The 20485-nt window shown below is 70.8% G+C and carries 20 protein-coding genes; 11 read left to right on the top strand and 9 right to left on the bottom strand.

Annotated features, from left to right (window positions below):
* Window positions 1–220: 220 nt before the first annotated feature.
* The 8 genes from ABD295_RS04980 (at window position 221) to ABD295_RS05015 (ending at window position 8996) form a co-directional block, all read left to right on the top strand.
* Window positions 221–592, top strand: a complete 372-nt coding sequence (locus tag ABD295_RS04980) for a hypothetical protein (RefSeq protein ID WP_344302536.1) — start codon at window positions 221–223, stop codon at window positions 590–592.
* 40 nt (window positions 593–632) lie between these two features.
* Complete coding sequence (locus ABD295_RS04985; protein ID WP_344302537.1) at window positions 633–1073, top strand: SRPBCC domain-containing protein; 441 nt, start codon at window positions 633–635, stop codon at window positions 1071–1073.
* A gap of 56 nt (window positions 1074–1129) precedes the next feature.
* Window positions 1130–3028 carry a 1-deoxy-D-xylulose-5-phosphate synthase gene (dxs, locus tag ABD295_RS04990; protein WP_344302538.1) on the top strand — a complete coding sequence of 633 codons (1899 nt, stop codon included), beginning with the start codon at window positions 1130–1132 and terminating at the stop codon, window positions 3026–3028.
* Entirely contained in the window at window positions 3028–4503 is a 1476-nt protein-coding gene (locus ABD295_RS04995) for an amino acid permease (protein WP_344302539.1), read from the top strand. Before dxs ends, ABD295_RS04995 begins: the two co-directional genes overlap by 1 nt.
* A 125-nt stretch (window positions 4504–4628) precedes the next feature.
* On the top strand, window positions 4629–5561 hold the full coding sequence (locus ABD295_RS05000) for a proteasome assembly chaperone family protein (protein WP_344302540.1): 933 nt from the start codon (window positions 4629–4631) through the stop codon (window positions 5559–5561).
* 23 nt (window positions 5562–5584) lie between these two features.
* Window positions 5585–6448 (top strand): acyl-CoA thioesterase, encoded by an 864-nt coding sequence (locus ABD295_RS05005; RefSeq protein ID WP_344302541.1) that lies wholly within the window; start codon window positions 5585–5587, stop codon window positions 6446–6448.
* A 197-nt stretch (window positions 6449–6645) separates the two neighbouring features.
* A complete protein-coding gene (locus ABD295_RS05010; RefSeq protein ID WP_344302542.1) occupies window positions 6646–7917 on the top strand; it encodes a peptidoglycan DD-metalloendopeptidase family protein in 1272 nt (423 codons plus the stop codon).
* A gap of 62 nt (window positions 7918–7979) precedes the next feature.
* Window positions 7980–8996: an NAD-dependent epimerase/dehydratase family protein gene (locus ABD295_RS05015; protein ID WP_344302543.1), complete on the top strand. Its 1017-nt coding sequence runs from the start codon at window positions 7980–7982 to the stop codon at window positions 8994–8996.
* Here the strand turns inward: ABD295_RS05015 and ABD295_RS05020 are convergent.
* Window positions 8985–9902: a MaoC family dehydratase gene (locus tag ABD295_RS05020; RefSeq protein WP_344302544.1), complete on the bottom strand. Its 918-nt coding sequence runs from the start codon at window positions 9900–9902 to the stop codon at window positions 8985–8987. The genes ABD295_RS05015 and ABD295_RS05020 overlap by 12 nt on opposite strands.
* Before the next feature lie 73 nt (window positions 9903–9975).
* Complete coding sequence (locus ABD295_RS05025; protein WP_344302545.1) at window positions 9976–11343, bottom strand: 3-oxoacyl-ACP reductase; 1368 nt, start codon at window positions 11341–11343, stop codon at window positions 9976–9978.
* A gap of 74 nt (window positions 11344–11417) precedes the next feature.
* Between ABD295_RS05025 and ABD295_RS05030 the strand changes: the two genes are divergently transcribed.
* Complete coding sequence (locus tag ABD295_RS05030) at window positions 11418–12698, top strand: acetyl-CoA C-acetyltransferase (RefSeq protein ID WP_344302546.1); 1281 nt, start codon at window positions 11418–11420, stop codon at window positions 12696–12698.
* Window positions 12699–12761: 63 nt separating this feature from the next.
* Here the strand turns inward: ABD295_RS05030 and ABD295_RS05035 are convergent, their stop codons facing one another.
* Window positions 12762–13448, bottom strand: coding sequence for a TetR/AcrR family transcriptional regulator (locus ABD295_RS05035; protein WP_344302547.1), 687 nt, complete (start codon window positions 13446–13448; stop codon window positions 12762–12764).
* Window positions 13449–13578: 130 nt separating this feature from the next.
* Entirely contained in the window at window positions 13579–15114 is a 1536-nt protein-coding gene (locus ABD295_RS05040; protein ID WP_344302548.1) for an ATP-dependent DNA ligase, read from the bottom strand.
* A gap of 66 nt (window positions 15115–15180) precedes the next feature.
* On the opposite strand from ABD295_RS05040, the gene ABD295_RS05045 reads away from it, so the two are divergent.
* Window positions 15181–15798: an FMN-binding negative transcriptional regulator gene (locus ABD295_RS05045; RefSeq protein ID WP_344302549.1), complete on the top strand. Its 618-nt coding sequence runs from the start codon at window positions 15181–15183 to the stop codon at window positions 15796–15798.
* Window positions 15799–15816: 18 nt separating this feature from the next.
* Here ABD295_RS05045 and ABD295_RS05050 read toward each other — a convergent pair whose 3' ends face one another.
* Window positions 15817–16713, bottom strand: coding sequence for a tryptophan 2,3-dioxygenase (locus ABD295_RS05050; RefSeq protein ID WP_344302550.1), 897 nt, complete (start codon window positions 16711–16713; stop codon window positions 15817–15819).
* Between the two features lie 19 nt (window positions 16714–16732).
* Between ABD295_RS05050 and ABD295_RS05055 the strand changes: the two genes are divergently transcribed.
* Entirely contained in the window at window positions 16733–17710 is a 978-nt protein-coding gene (locus ABD295_RS05055; RefSeq protein ID WP_344302551.1) for a DNA-3-methyladenine glycosylase family protein, read from the top strand.
* Between the two features lie 9 nt (window positions 17711–17719).
* Here ABD295_RS05055 and ABD295_RS05060 read toward each other — a convergent pair whose 3' ends face one another.
* The 4 genes from ABD295_RS05060 to ABD295_RS05075 form a co-directional block, all read right to left on the bottom strand.
* The gene (locus ABD295_RS05060; protein ID WP_425573968.1) at window positions 17720–18973 is read right to left on the bottom strand and encodes a phospholipase D-like domain-containing protein; all 1254 of its coding nucleotides are present in this window, start codon (window positions 18971–18973) and stop codon (window positions 17720–17722) included.
* A gap of 46 nt (window positions 18974–19019) precedes the next feature.
* Window positions 19020–19454, bottom strand: a complete 435-nt coding sequence (locus ABD295_RS05065) for an META domain-containing protein (protein WP_344302552.1) — start codon at window positions 19452–19454, stop codon at window positions 19020–19022.
* Window positions 19455–19528: 74 nt separating this feature from the next.
* Window positions 19529–20125 carry a GTP-binding protein gene (locus ABD295_RS05070; RefSeq protein WP_344302553.1) on the bottom strand — a complete coding sequence of 199 codons (597 nt, stop codon included), beginning with the start codon at window positions 20123–20125 and terminating at the stop codon, window positions 19529–19531.
* Window positions 20106–20480 carry a DUF742 domain-containing protein gene (locus ABD295_RS05075; protein WP_344302554.1) on the bottom strand — a complete coding sequence of 125 codons (375 nt, stop codon included), beginning with the start codon at window positions 20478–20480 and terminating at the stop codon, window positions 20106–20108. Before ABD295_RS05075 ends, ABD295_RS05070 begins: the two co-directional genes overlap by 20 nt.
* Window positions 20481–20485 lie beyond the last annotated feature (5 nt).

A 20485-nucleotide genomic window follows, 5' to 3' on the forward strand; every position in this document is an offset into this window, starting at 1 on the left:
GAGGCCGCGAGGCGCATCGGCGTACCTCTGATGTTCCTGGAGGGGAGTCTGGACTACTACGGCAAGCGCGGGTTCGAGTCCGCGACCGCTCGCGGATTCCGGCCGCCGTCCGTGCGCACGCCCGACCCGCCGCCGGCCTGCGCGACCCCGACCTCGCCACGGTCGAGGAGATGATCCAGGAGGATCGAACACACGTTCGAACTTGACGTATGCTCGAGGAGTGAGTGCACTCGTCGCCCCGGCCGGCTGGCCACGTGAGGTCCGTCCGCCCGACGCCCCCGACTGGGAGCGCACGGCGGTCAACTGGCTCTTCGACATCTGCCCACCCGAGTACCGCGCGCACCAGGCGCTGCGCCGCCACGTCGTCGTGCTCGCCAGGTTCGCCGTCCTGCACGTCGAGGCCTCGCAGGCCGCCTGCCGACGAGGGCTGAGCGAGGCGCGAGCCGAGCTGCGCGACGTGGCGACGCTCGACGTCGTCCAGGCCGCGGTCCTCGCCTGGCAGAGCGAGGACGCGCGCCTGTCGAAGGTCCGTCGCGAGGTCGGTCTCGTCGAGGAGGCGTTGCGCGGGCGCCGGTTCGTGGCGCGCCTCTAGGGGTGTGGTCGGCGGGGCGGAGCTGGAGTAACCAAGTGGCATGAACGGAATCGTGGCCACGGCCGAGACCGAGATCGATGCGTCTGCTGCCGACGTGTGGCGAGCCCTGACCGACCCGGCCCACATCGAGCAGTACATGTTCGGCTCCAAGGTCGAGACCGACTGGCAGGTGGGCAGCCCGATCGTCTGGAAGGGCGAGCACGAAGGCAGCGCCTACGAGGACAAGGGCGAGGTCCTCCAGTACGACGAGCCGTCGACGCTGTCGATGACCCACTTCAGCCCGATGTCCGGTCAGGACGATGCTCCCGAGAACTACCACCGGCTGGTCTACGAGCTCGTCGAGCACGACGGTCACACCCACGTGCGCCTCAGCCAGGACGGCAACGGCAGCGAGGAGGAGGCCGAGCACGCCAAGGGCATGTGGGAACAGATGCTGTCGGGCCTGAAGGACCATGTGGAGAGCGCGTCCGGCGGCGCCTGAGCTCGAGAGGTCGGCTGGCAACGCTTCTTAACCCCTTCGATTAGTCTTGGCCCGCCATGCGCCTCCTCGAGTCGATCACCTCTCCCGGTGACCTGCGACGTCTCTCCGACGCCGAGCTGGACACCCTCGCGACCGAGATCCGCGACTTCCTCGTCCTGACTTGCTCGCGCACCGGCGGCCACCTCGGCCCCAACCTCGGCGTCGTCGAGCTGACCATGGCGATCCACCGCGTCTTCGACTCGCCGATCGACCGCGTGGTCTTCGACACCGGTCACCAGGCCTATGTCCACAAGCTCCTGACCGGCCGCAAGTCCGGCTTCGAACGGCTGCGCCAGGAGGGCGGCGTCAGCGGCTACCCCAGCCAGGCCGAGTCCGACCACGACATCGTGGAGAACTCCCACGCCTCGACCGCGCTGTCCTACGCCGACGGCCTGGCGAAGGCCTACCGCCTGCGCGGCGAGCAGCGCCACGTGGTGGCGGTCGTCGGCGACGGTGCGCTCACCGGCGGCATGTCCTGGGAGGCGCTCAACAACATCGCCGTCGCCAAGGACAGCCGGCTCGTCATCGTCGTCAACGACAACGAGCGCTCCTACACCCCGACCGTCGGCGGACTCGCCACCGCGCTCAGCAGCCTGCGCACCAACCCGCGCTACGAGCAGGTGCTCGACCTGGTCAAGAAGCGGCTCAACGCGGTCCGCGGCGCCGGCCCGGCGGCGTACGACGTGCTGCACGCGATGAAGAAGGGCATGAAGGACGCGCTCGCGCCCCAAGGGCTCTTCGAGGACCTGGGCCTGAAGTACGTCGGCCCCGTCGACGGCCACGACCGTTCTGCGGTCGAGCAGGCGCTCGCGCAGGCGAAGCGGTTCGGTGGCCCGGTGATCGTGCATGCGATCACCCGCAAGGGCTTCGGGTACGACGCCGCCGAGCGGCACGTCGCCGACCAGTTCCACAGCCCGGGACCCTTCGACCTCCAGAGCGGCGAGGAGGTGCCGAAGGGCCGGATCTGGACCGACGTCTTCGCCGACGAGATCGTCCGGATCGGGGAGCGGCGGCCCGACGTCGTGGCGATCACGGCCGCGATGATGCATCCGGTCGGCCTCGACAAGTTCCAAGCGCGCTTCCCCGAGCGCACCTTCGACGTCGGCATCGCCGAACAGCACGCGGCCACCTCGGCGGCGGGGCTGGCGATGGGCGGGATGCACCCCGTCGTCGCGGTCTACGCGACCTTCCTCAACCGCGCCTTCGACCAGGTGCTGCTCGATGTCGCCCTGCACAAGTGCGGGGTCACCTTCGTGCTCGACCGCGCCGGCGTCACGGGCGACGACGGCGCCAGCCACAACGGCATGTGGGACATGAGTGTGCTTCAGGTCGTGCCCGGTCTGCGGCTGGCCGCACCACGCGACGGCGCCCGGTTGCGTGAGCTGCTCGGCGAGGCCGTCGAGGTGGCCGACGCGCCAACGGTGGTGCGGTTCCCGAAGGGACCGCCGCCCGACGACGTCCAGGCCGTCGGCCGCGAGGGCGGCTGCGACGTGCTGCTGCGCAACGGGACCAGGGACGTCCTGATCGTGGGCGTCGGCTCGATGGCGACCACCGCCGTCGACGTCGGGCGCCGGCTGGTCGACCAGGGGATCGGCGCGACCGTCGTCGACCCGCGGTGGGTCAAGCCGGTCGATCCCGCGCTGGTCGAGCTCGCCCGCCACCACCGGCTCGTGGTCTCGATCGAGGACAACGGGATCGTCGGCGGCTGCGGCGCCGTGCTGCTCCAGACGCTCAACGACGCGCGGGTCACGACGCCGGTTCGCCTCCACGGCGTGCCCCAGGAGTTCCTCGACCAGGCCAAGCGCGCAGCCATCCTCGAGCGGATCGGCCTGGCCCCCCAGAGGCTGGCGCGCGGCATCGTCGAGGAGCTCACAGCCCTGGACGAGGCACCGGCGGGGTGGTCTACGGTTCCCTGATGGATCTGTTCCGGACGAAGTCGATCGAGCAGTCCCTCTCGGACACAGAAGAGCCTGAGTTCAAGCTCAAGCGCACCCTCACCGCCCTGGACCTCACGGTCTTCGGCGTCGGCGTCATCATCGGCGCCGGCATCTTCACGCTGACCGGCGCCGTGGCCCAGGCCAACGCCGGACCTGGCGTGGTCTTCTCCTTCGTGCTCGCGGCGGTCTGCTGTGGTCTCGCGGCTCTCTGCTACGCCGAGTTCGCGAGCACGGTGCCGGTCTCCGGGTCGGCGTACACGTTCTCCTACGCGACCCTCGGCGAGCTGATCGCCTGGATCATCGGCTGGGACCTGCTGCTCGAGATGATGCTCGGCGCCTCGGTCGTGGCGCAGGGGTGGGCGTCGTACTTCGAGACGTTCCTCGACCAGATCGGCATCACCTGGCCAAGTGGCATCGGCTACGGCGACACCTTCAACCTGCCGGCGTTCCTGCTGGTGGTGATCCTCACCGCCCTGGTGGCCTACGGCATCAAGGAGTCGCTGCGGGTCAACCTCGTGCTGGTGGGGCTGAAGGTCTTCATCGTGCTCTTCGTCATCATCGCCGGCATCCAGTTCATCGACACCGACAACTACAAGCCGTTCGTGCCACCCGCCGAGTCCGTCGAGGGCGGTGGCGAAACCCTGCACACGCCGCTGCTCCAGCTGATCACCGGCAGCCCGCAGGCGTACGGCGTCATGGGCATCATCTTCGCGGCGTCCCTGGTCTTCTTCGCCTACATCGGCTTCGACGTGGTCGCGACGACCGCGGAGGAGGCGGCCAACCCGCAGAAGGACCTGCCCCGCGGCATCATCGGCTCGCTGGTGATCTGCACGATCCTCTACGTCGCGGTCGCCCTCGTGATCACCGGGATGGTGAAGTACTCCGAGATCGACCCGGCAGCCGCACTCGCCAACGCGTTCGTCGCGCAGGGCAGGGACGGCTACGCCACGCTGATCTCTGCTGGCGCGGTCGCCGGCCTGACCACCGTGGTGATGACGCTGATCATCGGCGCGATCCGGGTGACCTTCGCGATGTGCCGCGACAACCTGCTCCCGCGCTCCTTCGCGCACGTCACGCCGTCGACCGGGACGCCACTGCGGATCACCATCGCGATCGGCGTCCTGGTGGCGCTGGTCGCGTCGCTGACGCCGATCGGCAAGCTCGAGGAGATGGTCAACATCGGCACCCTCACCGCGTTCGCGCTGGTGTCGCTGGCCGTGCCGATCCTGCGCAAGCGCCGGCCGGACCTCAAGAGGTCGTTCCAGGTGCCGTTCTCGCCGGTGCTGCCGTGGCTGTCCGCCGCGATCTGCGTCTTCCTGATGCTCAACCTGACCGTCGAGACCTGGTTGCGGTTCCTGGTCTGGATGGCGCTGGGCTTCGCGATCTACTTCTTTTACGGATACAAGAACTCCCGGGTCGGGCGCGGCGTCGCCGAGGCGGGTCAGAGGGTCTGACCGAGTCGCAGCTCCAGCGGTGAGACCGGGGAATATCGTGACCCGCGTCGGCGCTGGGAGCGATGAGCCATCAGTGGGACACACTGGAAGGATTCGGTGACGACGACGAGCGAGAGGAGGTCGCAGTGAGCGCACTCGTGCACATCGTGGACGGCGTGCCGGAGCTGGAGGGCCTCGACGAGCTCACGCTGGTGGTCACCCTCGACGGCTTCCTCGACGCGGGCAACGCGGCGGTCTCCGCGGCGGACCACCTCGAGTCGGTCTCCGGCGGGCCTGGCCCCCTGGGCAGTGCCGGCTCGGGCAAGGTCGTCGCGACCTTCGACGTCGACCAGTTCCACGACTACCGTGCCCGCCGTCCCGCGATGTCCTTCGTGCACGACCACTACGAGCAGTACGACGCACCTCGGCTGCTCGTCCGGCTGCACCACGACACCGCCGGCACGCCCTACCTGATGCTGCGCGGTCCCGAGCCCGACAACCGCTGGGAGGCGTTCTGCTCCGGCGTCCGGGAGGTCATCGAGCGCCTGGGCGTCACCCGCACCGTGCAGATCGGGGCCGTGCCGATGGCGGTGCCGCACACGCGGCCCATCGCGGTCACGCCGCACGCCACCCGGCCCGAGCTGATGACCGGCGCGTCGCCGTGGCGCGGCGAGCTGCGGATCCCCTCGAGCGCACAGTCGCTGCTCGAGCTCAGGCTCGGCGAGTGGGGACACGACGCGCTCGGCTACGTCGCCCACGTGCCCCACTACCTCGCCCAGCTCGACTATCCCCAGGCTGCCATCGCGCTGCTCGAGGACGTGGAGCGTGGCGGCCGGCTCACCATCGACCTGACCGCGCTGCGCGAGGCGGGGGAGGAGCGGGCGGTCGAGATCACCCAATACCTCTCCGGCAACGCAGAGGTCGCCGAGGTGGTCTCCGCCCTCGAGCAGCAGTACGACACGTTCCGCCAGGCCGAGTCCGCCGGGCAGAACCTCCTCGCGCCCGACCAGCCGTTGCCCACCGGTGAGGAGATCGGCCGCCAGTTCGAGCAGTTCCTGGCCGGTCTCGAGGAAGACTGAGACCACCCAGCACAATGACGGCTATGCCGTCCTCAGCTGACCAGCTCATCGAGCTCCTGGACCTCGAGCAGATCGACGTCGACCTCTTCCGCGGCCGGCAGCCGCAGACCGACCGCCAGCGGGTGTTCGGCGGACAGGTCGCGGCCCAGGCGCTCCTCGCGGCGATCCGCTCCATCGACCCGGCGTACATCGTGCACTCGCTGCACTCCTACTTCCTGCGGCCCGGCGACCACAGCGTGCCGATCGTGTACGACGTCGAGCGGCTGCGCGACGGCCGGTCGTTCGCGACCCGTCGGATCGTGGCCCGCCAACACGGTCGGCCGATCTACTTCCAGACCGCCAACTTCCAGACCGAGGAGGACGGCCTCGAGCACGCCGACGCCATGCCGCGCGTGGCGCCGCCCGAGCAGGCCATCGACCTCATCGACGTGATCCGCCAGCGCAGCGAGACCGAGGCGGATGCCTTCGCCCGCGAGTGGGCAGCGCTCGAGATGCGTTACCTCGGGGTCTCCGGCCTCGGGCTGCCGGTCGACCCGGAACGCCCGGCCGAGGCGCGGCTGTGGGCGCGGGTCAACGGACCCCTGGGAGACGACCCCACCCAGCACGTCGCAGCGTTCACCTACGCCAGCGACCTGACGCTCCTGGGGGCGGCGCTGGTGCCGCACGGCATGAACCTCGGCTCGCCGCATCTTCAGCCCGCCTCCCTGGACCACACGATCTGGTTCCACCGGCCGTTCCGGGCCGACGAGTGGTGGCTCTACGACCAGTGGTCCCCGACGGCGGTGGGCGGCCGCGGGCTCGCGCTGGCACGGGTGTTCTCGCAGGACGGCCGGCTGGTGGCGACCGTCGCGCAGGAGGGGTTGATCCGCGTCCTGCCGGAGTCGTGACCGACCCCTGCGGGGGATCGCATATATCATTACAACCATGTAATTCGAGACAGACACGCCGAGCGGCGGATACGGTTGTGCTCTCCTGTGGCGGAAGTGAACTCGCGGTGACCGTGTGACTCGGGTGACGTGAGGCGACGACGGCCACGGGGGCGCGGTAGCTCCCCAAGCCGTCTTCCCTGAAGGTGTCGTCACCTATGAGGTCTCTCCCGACCCGGCCCGCCCGTCCGTCCCGCTTGTCCCGTCTCGCCGGGGCGTGCGTCGTCGCCGCCGTCACCACGGCCCTGGTCGGCACGACCGCCGCGCCCGTTCTGGCGCAGCAGGCCGAGGCCGCCCGACGCAAGGTCACCGGCTTCTACCAGATGCCCTTCCCGTGCGGTCAGACGTGGACCGGCACCACGCGGTCGAGCCACAGCCCCAGCTCGTACGCCATCGACTGGAACCGCCCCGACGACGACGGCGATGACGTGGTCGCCGCGGCGCCGGGCACCGTGAGCGTGGCCAACCCGACCGGCAAGACCGGCTACGGCCGGTGGGTGCGCATCACGCACGCCGGGGGAGAGACCACGGTCTACGCCCACCTCAGCTCGGTCGCGGTGTCGGTCGGCCAGGTGGTCGACCAGGGCCAGCTCATCGGTCAGCTCGGCTCGACCGGCAACTCCACCGGACCGCACCTGCACTTCGAGGAGGCGCTCGGCACGAAGACGATGCCCGCGTCCTTCGGGGGAGTCCCCTTCAAGTACGGCTCCACCATGACCTCGAAGAACTGCGTGGACGTCCCCCTCGCCGGCAACATGCTGGGGGGCGCCGAGGCCGAGCTCGTGGTCTTCCGCCGCGGCGCTAGGTCCACCTTCCAGGTGCAGCGTCCCGGGCAGGCCCCGCTGGCCATCACGTTCGGTGAAGGCACCGACCAGCCCGTGCTCGGCGACTGGGACGGCGACGGGGTCGCCAACGTCGGCGTGCGCCGCCCCGAGAACTCCACGTTCTACCTCTCCACGCCCGGCGGGATCGTCACGGTCGGGTTCGGCATCGCCTCCGACCGGCCCATCGCGGGGGACTGGAACGGCGACGGCAAGGCCGACGTCGGAGTGCACCGGTCCTCCAACGCGACGTTCTACCTGCGGCTGCCGGACGGCACCACGCAGGCGATCGCCCTCGGCGACGCCGACGACCTCCCCGTCACCGGCGACTGGAACGGCGACGGCGTGACCGACCTCGGTGTCTACGACTCCGCGACCGCCACCTTCCAGCTGAGGTACGTCGGAGCGAGCGGCGTGGCCTGGCTGGCGCCGGTCGCCTTCGGCGTGGCCGGCGACCTGCCCGTCGTCGGCGACTGGGAGGGCGACCGAGCCACCGACCTGGGCGTGTGGCGCCCCGGCTCCGCGACGTTCGTGAACCGGTTGGCTCCCGCAGACGCCGCCACCGTCGCTGTGAGCGAGAGCCGCTTCGGGCGACGGCGCGTGCGCTGAGGCGTTCCGCTCAACGCGAACTCCCTGGCCTTCGGGTCCGGTCGGCGGCGAGGGTGGCCGTCATGAGCGAGCGGATCCTGGTCCTGGGCGGCACCCACCACGTCGGTCGAGCCGTGGTGGAGGAGGCGTTGCGCCGCGGCCACGCGGTCACCACCGTGAACCGTGGCCAGAGCGGGACGCCGGCGGCGGGTGCCGAGGCCCGGCACGCCGACCGCACCGACGTCGCGGCCCTGACAGCGGCGCTCGGCGACGACACCTGGGACGCGGTGGTGGACACCTGGTCGTTCGCCCCCAGCGCCGTCCAGGCCTCGGCGCGCGCGCTGTCCGGCCGGGTGGGCCACTACACCTACATCTCGTCGCGCTCGGTCTACACGTGGCCGATCCCGCACGGCGTGGACGAGTCGGCGCCCGTCGTGGATGGCGCGCCGGACGCGGACGTGACCGACTATGCCGCTGACAAGCGTGGCGGCGAGCTCGCTGCGGAGGAGTTCGGTGGAGACCTGCTCATCGCCCGCGCCGGACTCATCCTCGGGCCCTACGAGCGCGTGGGCAGGTTGCCGTGGTGGTTCCGCCGCATCAGTCAGGCCGCGCAGGGGAGTCGCGTGCCGGCGCCCGGGCCTTACGATCGGCCGTTGCAGTACATCGACGCCCGCGACCTGGCCGCCTTCGCGCTGGACCGTCCGGTCGGGGTGTACGACACGGTGAGCCGGCCGGGCCACACCACGATCGGCCTCCTGCTCGACGAGGTCGTCCGGGTCAGCGGCGCCGGGGCCGAGCTGGTCTGGCTGTCGCCCGAGACGATCGAGGAGGCCGGCGTCTCTGGCTGGACCGAGCTGCCGATCTGGGTGCCGCCCAAGGGTGAGCTGTCCTCGCTGCACGACAGCGACACCACCAAGGCTCACGACGCGGGCCTGAGGTGCCGGCCGATGCCGGAGACGGTGGGGGACACGTGGGCGTGGCTCCAGGCCGAGGGGTACCCGGTCGGGTCCGCGCGCGCCGGCACCGGCCTGGACGCCGAGGGCGAGGCTCGCCTGTGGGCGGCCGCCGAGACCCGGGGCGAGCTGGCCTCAGAGCGCTGAGGCCGTCCCGACCAGGTGCTCCGCTCCGTCCTTGGGGCGGGTGAGGGCGAACGCGCGGCCCTCCGGCGTCGCCTCGGTGCCGAACGCGACCGTGCCGGGGAGCAGCACCGGCTTGCGGAACGCGACGTCGACCCGGACCGCATCGGGCAGCCTGTTCTCGATGGCGGCGACGGTGCGCGCCTTCGTCCACATCCCGTGCGCGATCTGCCGGGGGAACCCGAACGCCTTCGCGGTGAGCGCGTAGAGGTGGATCGGGTTGCGGTCGCCCGACACGGCGGCGTACCTCCGGCCCAGGTCGGCGGGAAGCCGCCACTGCGTCGTGCCGACGGGCACGACGACCGGCCCCACGTGCGGCCGCTCGTCGTCGGTGCTCGTCGCGGCACCACCGGCGCCCCTGCGCAGCATCGTCGACGTCTCCTCCCAGACCAGCTCGCCGCGCGAGTGCACGGTCGTGACCAGGTCGAAGAGCCGGCCCTTGGGGTGCGCCCGGAGCGCAGCGGGGCGGACCGTGATCTGCAGCGTCTCGCTCACCTGGATCGGCCGGTGCTGGGTGATGGAGTTCTCCAGGTGGACCGTGCCGATCGCCGGAAAGGGGAAGGCGCCGTCGGTCATGATCGCGAGCTGCAGCGGGAAGGCCAGGACGTGCGGGTACGTCAGCGGCAGCGTGTCCTTGCGCGGGAATCCGCAGACCTCGGCATACCTGCGCAGGTGCGACGGGTCCACCGGTACGTCGTGCCGGGCCAGCGCCACCTCCGGGAGGACCGCGTCGTCGGCCGGCGGCTTGCCCAGGCCGGGGACCAGCCCGACCCCGGGAACCAGCGGGACGGCTGCCTTGAGCATCAACGTCAGGGTCGACGGGTCGCCGTCGACGACCCGCGGGGTGGTGCCGGCAGAGTCCTTCGGCATCTCAGGCGGCATCTCAGGCGGCATCTCAGGCGGCATCTCAGGCGGCATCCCAGGCGGCATCCCAGGCGGCATCTCAGGCTCCCAGCATCATCTGGCCGCAGACGCGGACCACGTTGCCGTTGACGGCGGACGAGCCCGGGTTGGCGAACCACGCGATCGTCTCGGCCACGTCGACGGGCAGCCCGCCCTGGCTCATCGCGTTGAGCCTGCGGCCGACCTCGCGGGTGGCGAAGGGCACCGCCGCGGTCATCTGCGTCTCGATGAACCCTGGAGCGACCGCGTTGATCGTGATGCCGTCGGTGAGCTCGTCGCGGAAGGCGTCGACGAGCCCGATCACGCCCGCCTTCGAGGTGGCGTAGTTGCTCTGCCCCACGTTGCCGGCGATGCCGGAGGTCGACGCGACCCCGACGATCGCACCGTGGGCGTTGACGACGCCCTGGTCGAGCAGCTCGCGGGTGATCCGCTCCGGGGCGGTGAGGTTGACGCCGATCACCGAGGTCCAGCGATCGGCGCTCCCGTCGGTCGGCGCCGCCATGTTGGCGAGCTTGCGGTCGCGGGTGATCCCCGCGTTGTGCACCACGACGTCGACGCCGCCGTGCTTCGTGGTCAGGTGGTGGGCGATGCGCTGGGGTGCGTCCTTGGCGGTGATGTCGAGGACCAGGTGGTCGCCCTCCAGCTCCTCGACGAGGGTCACCAGGTCGCTGGCCGCCTGCGGGACGTCGACCCCGACGACGAGGGCGCCGTCGCGGTGCAGCACCCGGGCGATCTGCTCGCCGATGCCCCGGCTGGCGCCCGTCACCAGGGCGACCTTGCCCTCGAGCGGCTTGAGCCAGTCGGCGGGCTCGGGGGCGTCGGTCGTCGTGCTGCCGACCCGGACCACCTGCCCTGACACGTACGCCGACTTCGGCGAGAGCAGGAACGCCAGCGTGCTCGCGAGCGCCGGCTCGGCCTTGGGGGCCACGTAGACCAGCTGGACGGTCGAGCCGCGGCCGACCTCCTTGCCGAGCGACCGGGTGAAGCCCTCCAGCGCTCGCTGCGCGATGCGTTCCGATCCGGTCGTGAGCTCGGGGGGAGTCCCGATCACGACCACCCGGCCCGAGGGGGCCAGGCTGCGCAGCAGCGGCTGGAAGAAGTCGCGCAGGCCGACCAGCGCCTCGCTCGTGGTGATGCCGGTGGCGTCGTACACCAGGCCCTTGTAGGTGTTGCCGGGGTTGTGCCGGTCGAGTGCCTCGGGGGCTGTGCTCTCGGCGATGCCGAGCCCACCGAGGACCTTCGGCAGCTGGTCGACGACCCGACCTGTGCCTCCGATACCGACGACGCCGTCGACGAGGGGTGCTCCGGCCGTGTAGCGGTCGAGGTACGGCGGGTCGGGCAGGCCCAGCGGGCCGACCAGCAGCTGCCCGAGGGCGCTGTGGGTGAAGTCCTGGTAGCGGTCGCTCATCTCGCGGGGTCCTCCGGGTGATCTCTCGCTCACTGCGTTCCGATTTAGGCTACTCGCGAGTAATGATAGGTCCCATGAACGCCAAGACCCGACGGGTGGCCGTCCTCGGCGGCAACCGCATCCCGTTCGCCCGCTCCAACTCCGTCTACGCCGACGCCTCCAACCAGCAGATGCTGACCGCGGCGATCGACGGGCTCGTCACCCGCTTCGGGCTGGCCGGTGAGCAGGTCGGTGAGGTGGTGGCCGGTGCGGTGCTCAAGCACTCCCGTGACTTCAACCTGACCCGGGAGTCGGTGCTCGGGTCCAAGCTCGCCCCCGAGACGCCGGCCACCGACATCCAGCAGGCCTGCGGGACCGGTCTCCAGGCCGTGATCCAGGTCGCCAGCAAGGTCGCCCTCGGCCAGATCGACTCCGGCATCGCCGGCGGCACCGACACCACCTCCGACGCCCCCGTCGCGATCAGCGACCGGCTGCGGCGCAAGCTGATGAAGGTCAACTCGGCTCGCGACACCCGCGGGCGGCTGACCGCTCTCGCGCAGATCCGTCCGGGCGACATCGGGCTGGACGTGCCCCAGAACTCCGAGCCGCGCACCCGCCTCTCCATGGGCGAGCACGCCGCGCTGACCGCGCTGGAGTGGCAGATCGGGCGTGCGGAGCAGGACGAGCTCGCCGCCACGTCGCACCAGCGGCTCGCGGCGGCGTACGAGCGCGGCTTCCTCGACGACCAGCTCACGGCGTTCCGCGGCCTCGAGAAGGACCAGAACCTGAGGCCGGACTCGTCGGTGGAGAAGCTGTCGACGCTCAAGCCGGTCTTCGGCAAGGGCGCCGCCGCGACCATGACGGCCGGCAACTCGACGCCGCTGACCGACGGTGCGTCGGTGGTGCTGCTCGGGTCCGAGGGTTTCGCGAAGGAGCGCGGGCTCGAGCCGCTGGCGTACCTCGTCGACCACGAGACGGCCGCGGTCGACTACGTGCACGGAGCCGAGGGGTTGCTGATGGCGCCGGCGTACGCCGTGCCGCGGATGCTGGCGCGTCAGGGTCTGACGCTGCAGGACTTCGACTACTACGAGATCCACGAGGCGTTCGCCTCGCAGGTGCTGGCCACGCTCAAGGCTTGGGAGGACCCGGTGTTCTGCAAGGAGCGGCTCGGGCTCGACGCGCCGTTGGGGACCATCGACCGCGCCAAGCTCAACGTCAACGGCTCCTCGCTCGCGGCCGGGCACCCGTTCGCCGCGACCGGTGGCCGCATCGTGGCGACGCTGGCCAAGCTGCTGGCGGAGAAGGGGTCCGGTCGTGGACTCATCTCGATCTGCGCCGCGGGCGGCCAGGGCGTGGTGGCCATCCTGGAGCGCTGACTCGGACGGATAACTGACCACGATCGGCACGCCTCTTGAGGTCGTGAAGCGTGCCTTTCGTGGTCAGCTATCCCGACCAGTCGCCATCGCCAGCGCGGAGGCGACCAGGTAGTCGCGCACCTGCCCGGGTGAGATGGCCCCGACGCCCGGTACGCCCGGCGCAGCCTCCTTCACCAGGATGCCGACCCGCGCGAGCTGCAGGGCGCCGAGACCGCTGGCGTAGAACGCGTTGGCGAGCAGCTGTGGGTCCTCGATCGTGAACTCATCCGTGGCGACTCCGTGCTCGAGGGTGTCGGAGAGCACGACCAGGCACGACGAGATCGCCCGGCCCAGCCGGCCCAGCGCACGCTCGCTGACCTCGGCGAGAAGCTCGGGGCCGGGCAGCCGCATCAGCGCCTGTGCGCAGTCGGCGAACGCCGGGTGCGCGATGCCGTAGTCGACGAACGCCTCGACCAGCGCGGTGAGTCGCGCCCGGGCGGTGTCGTGCCCGGCGACAGCCGCGCTCATCTGCTCGCCCAGCTCGCCGAGATAGCTCACCACCACCAGCGCGAAGATCTCCTCCTTGCCCGTGAAGTGGCGGTAGAGAATCGCCCGGTTGACCCCCGCCGCCCGGGCGATGTCCTCGACCTGTGCGTCCCGGACGCCACGCTCGTCGAAGAGCGCGCGGGTGGCGGCGATGATGTCGGCCGCCTGCTTGCGGCGACGCTCCTCGATGGCCGTACGACGGCCGCCGGTCTCTGCCTGGCTCACGCTGCCGATCGTAGGCCGGGTGCAACCTGGTCGGCCGGGTCGGGCATCCATCAGGTTGGTCGAGATCCAGGGCCCGTCCTGAGGTCACCGGGAAGATGCCGGAGGCCTGGTCGACACCCATCTTCCGGGTTCAGCCACCGAACATCTCGTTGACGGTCGCGAGGGTGTCGGCCTCGTCGGCGGTCTTGTCGTCGCGGTAGCGGACGACGCGGGCGAAGCGGAGCGCGACCCCACCCGGATAGCGCGACGAGCGCTGGATGCCGTCGAGGGCGATCTCGACGACCTGCTCGGGCCGCACCTCGACGACGTAGTGCTCCCTGATCGTGTCGGGGGAGACGGCCAGCTCGGTGAAGCGCTCGGTCTGCCAGGCGAGCATCTCGTCGGTCATCCCCTTGAAGGTCTTGCCCAGCATCACGAACTCGCCCGGCCGCTCGGGGTCGCGCGCGCCCAGGTGGATGTTGGACAGCCAGCCCTCGCGGCGACCGCTGCCCCACTCGACGGCCAGCACGACGAGATCGAGGGTGTGGACGGGCTTCACCTTGACCCAGGAGGCGCCGCGGCGGCCGGCGGCGTACGGCGCCGACAGGTCCTTGACGACGACCCCCTCGTGCCCGTCAGCGAGCACCTGCCGGCTGAACGCCTCGGCAGCGGCCGGGTCGTCGGTGATCAGGCGGGGCACGACGTGGGGCCGCGGCACGAGCGCCTCGAGACGCGCGAGGCGCTCGGTGCCGGGGGCGTCCAGGAGGTCGTCACCGTCGACGTGGAGGAGGTCGAAGAAGTAGGGCGTCACCACGACGCCCGCGGCCTGCGCGGTGCGGGACGCGGTCTCCTGGAAGGGGCGGGGACGGCCTCTCTCGTCGAGTGCGAGCGCCTCGCCGTCGAGGACGAACGAGTCGGCGGGCAGGGTCCTGGCGATCTCGACGACCTCGGGCAGCCGCTCGGTGATGTCGTCGAGGCTGCGGGTGGCGATGACCACCTCGTCACCGGACCGGTGCACCTGGATGCGGATGCCGTCGAGCTTGGCGTCGACGGCCAAGGCGGTGCCGTCGCCGCCGCCGCCGGCCCTGGCGATCGCAGCGGCGAGGTCTGGAGCGCTGGAGGCCAGCATCGGCTGCACCGGCCGGAGCACCTCCAGCCCGACCTCACCCAGCGCGACCTCGCCGCCGGCGAAGGCCGCGACCACGATCGGCACCGTGCCCCCCGCGAGCATCGCGGCGCGGCGGACCGCTTTGAGGGGTGCACCGGAGGCGACGGAGACCGCCTCCTGGACCAGGCTGTCCTGGGCGCCCTGCCGCAGGTTGCCGGTCACGGCGCCGCGCAGCCAGCGCTGCTCGACGTCGGTGGCGCGGCCGAACAGCTCGGACACCGCCTGCGCGCGGGCGGACTGCGAGCCGCTGCCCACGAGGGCGGCGATCGTCTCGAAGGCCTCGTGGACCTCCGTCACCGACAGGCTCGGCTCGTCGGCTGGCTCGACCTGGGCGGCAGCTCCTCTCCACCCGACGCCCGTGCGCCGCTGGCGGAGCGTGCCCCCGAGGTAGGCGGTGACGGTCTCGAGCTCGTCGGGCGTGGTGCGCCGCAACAGCGCCGCGAGCGCCTCGACCTTGGCCTTGCGCGACCTGGTCGCAGCGACGGCGGCGGACGTCTCGACGACCTCGTGGAGCAGCACGTCCTCATTATCCGGTGGTCGAGCAGCGAGCTTGCGAGCGATCAGTCGAGACCAGAGACTGCCCAGGTGACCGATCGCCTCTACGTGCCCCGCTTCAACGCCGTCGACGACGACAAGGCGCTGCTCATGGTCACGGAGATCGCGACGGCCCAGCTGGTGACCGTGGCCGAGGACGGCAGGGCCGACGCGACGTTCCTCCCGGTCCTGCTGCGCGACGGCGAGCTGATCGGGCACGTCGCCCGCGCCAACGGTCACTGGCAGCGCATCGTCGAGGGCTCACCCGCCCTCGCGATCGTGACCGGACCGGACGCCTACGTCAGCCCCGGGTGGTACGCCACGAAGGCCGAGCACGGCCGCGTCGTCCCGACGTGGAACTACTCGGCCGTCCACCTCCGCGGCACCGTGCACGTGCACGACGACGCGGACTGGCTGCGGACGATGGTCACCGCGCTCACCGATCGCCACGAGGCCGCGCGCGACGAGCCGTGGGCGGTCACCGACGCGCCGGAGAAGTACGTCGCCGGGCAGCTGCGCGCGATCGTCGGTGTCTCGCTCACCATCGAGACGGTCGAGGGCAAGGCCAAGCTCAGCCAGAACCGCTCGGCCGAGGACGTCGCGGGCGTCGTCGCCGCCCTCGCGGGTACCCCTGTCGGCGACCAGATGGCCGCCCTCCAGCCACGCTGATCCCGAGCTGAACCCGGGCTAGGCGCCGATCCTCGACCGCACCTCGAACAGCTCGGGGAAGAAGGTGATGTCGAGCGCCCGGCGCAGGAACGACACCCCCGAAGAGCCGCCCGTGCCGACCCGGCCGCCGATGGTGCGCTGGACGACCTGCAGGTGGCGGAAACGCCACTGCTGGAAGTTGTCCTCCATGTCGACGAGCTCCTCGCAGGTCTCGTAGACGATCCAGTGCTGTGCCGGATCGGCGTACACGCCGGCGAAGACGTCGACGACCTCAGGGGAGAGCGAGTGCGGCACGGACCAGTCGCGCTCGACCATCTCGGCGGGGACGGCGTATCCGTGCCGGTGGAGATAGCGGAGGAACTCGTCGTACAGCGACGGCTCCGCGAGGAGTGCCGACAGCGCCGACTGGGCGTCGGGGTCGTGCTTGAACACCTGGACCATGTCGCGGTCCTTGTTGCCCAGCAGGAACTCCACCTCGCGGTACTGCGCCGACTGGAACCCCGACGACGACGCGAGGAACGGCCGGATCTCGGCGTACTCCGACGGTGTCAGCGTCGCCAGCACCGACCACTGGTCGGTCAGCACCCGCTGGATGTGCTTGACCCGGGCCATCCGCTTGAGCGCGGGGGACAGGTCGTCCGCCGCGACCAGGTCACGCGCAGAGCGCAGCTCGTGGACGAGCAGCTTGAGCCACAGCTCGGAGGTCTGGTGCTGGATGATGAAGAGCATCTCGTCGTGCTGCGGGGGGTCGCTCAGCGGCTGCTGCGCCGCGAGAAGGAGGTCGAGTCGCAGGTAGCCGCCGTACGACATCGTCTGGGAGAAGTCGCGCTGGATGCCCGGCTCCAGCGCGCGGCGGCCGGAAGAAGGACGTGCGGTCGGGCCGGTCGCTGGGCCCGTCGACTCACTGTCGGTCATGGGTGGGAACCTATAGCGCGTGGGCGTCGGTCGTCAGGCGGGGGATACGGGGGAGTCAGGCAGGGCGCGCGTCTGGCGGCCCGGCTGGCCCTGCCCCGTCGGGCAGCTGCTCCTCCCGCACCGGCGCGGCGCCGGCGATCCGACCTTCCGGGTCGAGGGAGCCGGCTCGGCGCAGGCCCGGTTCTGGCGGGCCATCCGCACGCCGGCAGGCTCGGCCACCCTCCGCATCGAGGCACGGGTGTCCGACGGCGAGGTCCGCGCCCGTGCGTGGGGTGACGGCGCCGACTGGGCGCTGGACTCCGTGCCCGCGCTGCTCGGGGCCGACGACGACCCGTCGGGCTTCGACCCACGCCACCCCGTGCTGGCCGAGGTGCTCCGTCACCACCCGCACTGGCGGCTGGGCCGCACGGATCGGGTGATGGAGTCGCTGGTCCCCTCGATCATCGAGCAGAAGGTCACCGGCCAGGAGGCGTTCGCCGGCTTCGCGCGGCTCGTGCGCCGCTTCGGCGAGCCCGCCCCGGGGCCGGTCGCCGACCTCCGGCTGATGCTGCAACCTGCGCCCGACACGCTCCGTCAGGTGCCGTCCTGGGAGTGGCTCCGCATGCACATCGACCCGGCCCGCTCCCGTACGGTCGTGCAGGCCGCACGAGTCGCCGATGCCCTGGAACGCAGTGTCGGCCGCCCTATGGACGAGATCGACCGGCGGCTCCGGACGCTGCCGGGCGTCGGCGTCTGGACCTCGGCGGAGGTGCGCCAGCGCGCCTTCGGGGACGCCGACGCGGTCAGCTTCGGTGACTACCACGTGGCCAAGGACATCGGGTGGGCGCTGACCGGACAGCCGTTCGACGACGAGCAGCTGGCGGCGTACCTCGAGCCGTGGCGACCGCACCGCGGCCGGGTGCAGGCGCTGGTCGCGCTGGCGCGCCTGGGGGCACCGCGGCGGGGTCCGCGGATGGCCCCGCGCACGCACCTGCCGGCACCTCGCCGGCCAGGTTGAGTCGAGACCTCAGAGAAGGGGCCGCAGCGGCCCGAGGAACATCTCGGTGAACTTGCGGTGCAGGTCGCGTGCCTCCCACTCGCCGAGCGTGAGCTCGAGGCAGTTGGACTCGTCGACCGTGAAGATCTCCTCCATGGCTCGCGCGAGGTCCTGGTCGATGACCTCCACGTTGATCTCGTAGTTGCCCTGCAGCGAGAGCCGGTCGACGTTGGCGGTGCCGACGGTCGACCAGCTGCCGTCGATGGTCGAGGTCTTGGCGTGCACCATCGCGTCGCGGTAGCGCAGGATGCGCACGCCGGCTTCGAGCATCTGCGAGAAGTACCCCCGGGAGATCCAGTCGGCGACGATGTGGTTGGACTTCAAGGGAAGCAGCAGCCGGACGTCGACACCGCGCCGCCCGGCTTCGCAGAGGGAGTCGACGAAGTCCTGGTCGGGGATGAAGTAGGCGTGCGTCATCCAGATGTTGGTGGTGGCCCGGTTGATCGCCTCGAGGTACATCGACCGGATCGGGAACATCCAGAGCCGCGGGATGTTGCGGTGCACGCGGATCTGCGGTTCCCACATCGACGCCGTCTCGAGGAGCAGTGGCCGCTCACTGCGGCCGAACCGCCGACGGCGGTTCAAGTTCCAGAAGTCGGCGAAGGCACGCTGCAGATCCCACACCGCGGGGCCGGTGAGCCGCACGTGCGTGTCGCGCCACTCCGTCGCGTACGCCGAGCCGATGTTGTAGCCGCCGACGAACCCGACCTCCTCGTCGACGACCAGGATCTTGCGGTGGTCTCGGCCGTAGCGGCGCAGGTCCCAGAACCTCAGCCCCGCGTTGTACACGGGGTAGTGCAGGACCTTCAGCTCGGGAGGGAAGCGTTTGAACGCGGGGGACACCACGAGGTTCGCGAACCCGTCGTAGATCGCGTAGACGTCGACCCCTCGGCGGGCCGCCTCGACCAGCGCCTTCTTGAACTCCTCGCCGACCTCGTCGCCCTTCCAGATGTAGGTCTCGAAGAGGATCTGCCGCTGTGCCCCCCGGATCGCGTCCAGCATCGCGGCGTAGAGATCCTGGCCATAGGTGTACGTCGTCACCCGGCCGTCGCCGACCGGCACCTCGCGTGGCGCACTCACTGGGAACGGCTGAGGCTTCTTCCCACGGCGGCGGTAGGAGTCGACGATCGTGAGGACCAGCGCCAAGGCGACCTGGAGCCCGAGGATCGTCGCCAGGGTCCGCCGCGCGACTGTCAGGGCGCGTACGGCAGGCGTCCGGCTCACCCGGTCAATCTAGCGAGCCCAGGTGAGCTGCGGCGCGCGGTCTGCGTCAGGAAGCCACGCGCTCGCGGAACGACAGGGTCGTGTCGTCACCGCGCATCACGAGCAGGTCGCCATCCATCTCGACCGAGGTGATCGCCTGGATCGCCCCGGGCAGGTTGCCGTCGAGCGGGTCGGGGACGACGTCGGCGTCGCAGTTCTTGCGCGTGGTCTTCGTGAAGTCCGCGAAGTCGAGGTCGTCACCGTCCTGCTCCACCGTCGCCTCGTACTCGTCACACCCGGCGAAGCCCAGAGCCTTGCCGTCGGCGATCTGGAGGAAGTACCGCGCCTCGTCCGGGTCGTCGGGGTCCCAGTGCCCGGCGGGCAGCCGGGCACCGACGAGCATCCAGTTGCCCTCCACGTCCACGGGGTCGGACCCACAGCCGGCGAGCAGGCCGGTCGGCAGGACGAGGACGAGCAGGGCGACGGCCAGTCGGCGACGCATGGATGAAACCTCCAGCAGTGGTGTGGATGCTGGTGTCGAGTATGCCCAGGCGCCTGGGAGCCCGGTCGTGCCGGTCAGCTGGCGCCGGCCGACACCGCCTGCGAGAGCCGCTCCAGGGAGTACTCGGTGACCCGCACGAGAGCGGCCTTGGCCGACTCCCGGTTGCGCGCGTCGACCGGAATGATCGGCACGTGTGGCGGGAGTGCGAGCGCAGCAGCGACATCGTGCATCGCGAACCGCTGCCCGCCCTCGAACTCGTTGACGCACACGATGAAGGGCAGTCCCTTTGCCTCGAAGTAGTCGAGGGGGGAGAACGCCTCGTCCAGTCGCGCGGTGTCGACGAGCACGATGGCGCCGATGGCACCGAGGCACAGGTCGTCCCACATGAACCAGAAGCGGCGCTGCCCAGGTGTGCCGAAGAGGTAGAGCACGAGGTCCTCGGCGAGGGTGATCCTGCCGAAGTCCATGGCCACCGTGGTGGTGTGCTTGCTGGGGACGGCGTCGAGGTTGTCGACGCCTTCTGACTCGTTGGTGACGAGTGCTTCGGTGCGCAGCGGAACGATCTCGGAGACCGACCCGACCAGGGTGGTCTTGCCGACGCCGAATCCACCGGCGACGACGATCTTCGTCGACGCCGCGCTGCGCGAGGCACTAGAGCGCGCGTAGTCCACGGAGGGTCCTTTCGATCAAGTCTCGACGCTCGTCGACCGACGAGCTCTCGGTGAGGGTCGCCTGGACCCTGACGTGCCCCAGCTCGACGAGGTCGCCGAGCAGGACACGAACGACACCGATGGGGAGGCGAACTGCGGCGGACACTTCGGCCACCGACTTGGAGTGGCAGATCTCGAGGATCTGGCCCACTTGTCCTTCGGGCACGTGCGCGCCCTCCAGGGTGATCCGCTCGAGGGTCGCCTCGAGGGGCAGGTCGACCTTGGCCTTGGTGCGGCCGGAGGTGAGCGTGTAGGCACGGACGTACCGCGCCCGCGGGGCGGCGTCCGGCTCGTCGCCGGGCTCAGGCGCAGCCACGGAAG

Source organism: Nocardioides bigeumensis, from assembly GCF_039531755.1.
GTDB lineage: Bacteria > Actinomycetota > Actinomycetes > Propionibacteriales > Nocardioidaceae > Nocardioides > Nocardioides bigeumensis.

Coding starts and splice junctions, on each gene's coding strand:
- ABD295_RS04985 (WP_344302537.1), top strand. CDS start 633: ATGAACGGAATCGTGGCCACGGCCGAGACCGAGATCGATGCGTCTGCT.
- ABD295_RS05010 (WP_344302542.1), top strand. CDS start 6,646: ATGAGGTCTCTCCCGACCCGGCCCGCCCGTCCGTCCCGCTTGTCCCGT.
- ABD295_RS05020 (WP_344302544.1), bottom strand. CDS start 9,902: ATGCCGAAGGACTCTGCCGGCACCACCCCGCGGGTCGTCGACGGCGAC.
- ABD295_RS05065 (WP_344302552.1), bottom strand. CDS start 19,454: ATGCGTCGCCGACTGGCCGTCGCCCTGCTCGTCCTCGTCCTGCCGACC.
- ABD295_RS04995 (WP_344302539.1), top strand. CDS start 3,028: ATGGATCTGTTCCGGACGAAGTCGATCGAGCAGTCCCTCTCGGACACA.
- ABD295_RS05025 (WP_344302545.1), bottom strand. CDS start 11,343: ATGAGCGACCGCTACCAGGACTTCACCCACAGCGCCCTCGGGCAGCTG.
- dxs (WP_344302538.1), top strand. CDS start 1,130: ATGCGCCTCCTCGAGTCGATCACCTCTCCCGGTGACCTGCGACGTCTC.
- ABD295_RS05050 (WP_344302550.1), bottom strand. CDS start 16,713: ATGACCGACAGTGAGTCGACGGGCCCAGCGACCGGCCCGACCGCACGT.
- ABD295_RS05005 (WP_344302541.1), top strand. CDS start 5,585: ATGCCGTCCTCAGCTGACCAGCTCATCGAGCTCCTGGACCTCGAGCAG.
- ABD295_RS05015 (WP_344302543.1), top strand. CDS start 7,980: ATGAGCGAGCGGATCCTGGTCCTGGGCGGCACCCACCACGTCGGTCGA.
- ABD295_RS05030 (WP_344302546.1), top strand. CDS start 11,418: ATGAACGCCAAGACCCGACGGGTGGCCGTCCTCGGCGGCAACCGCATC.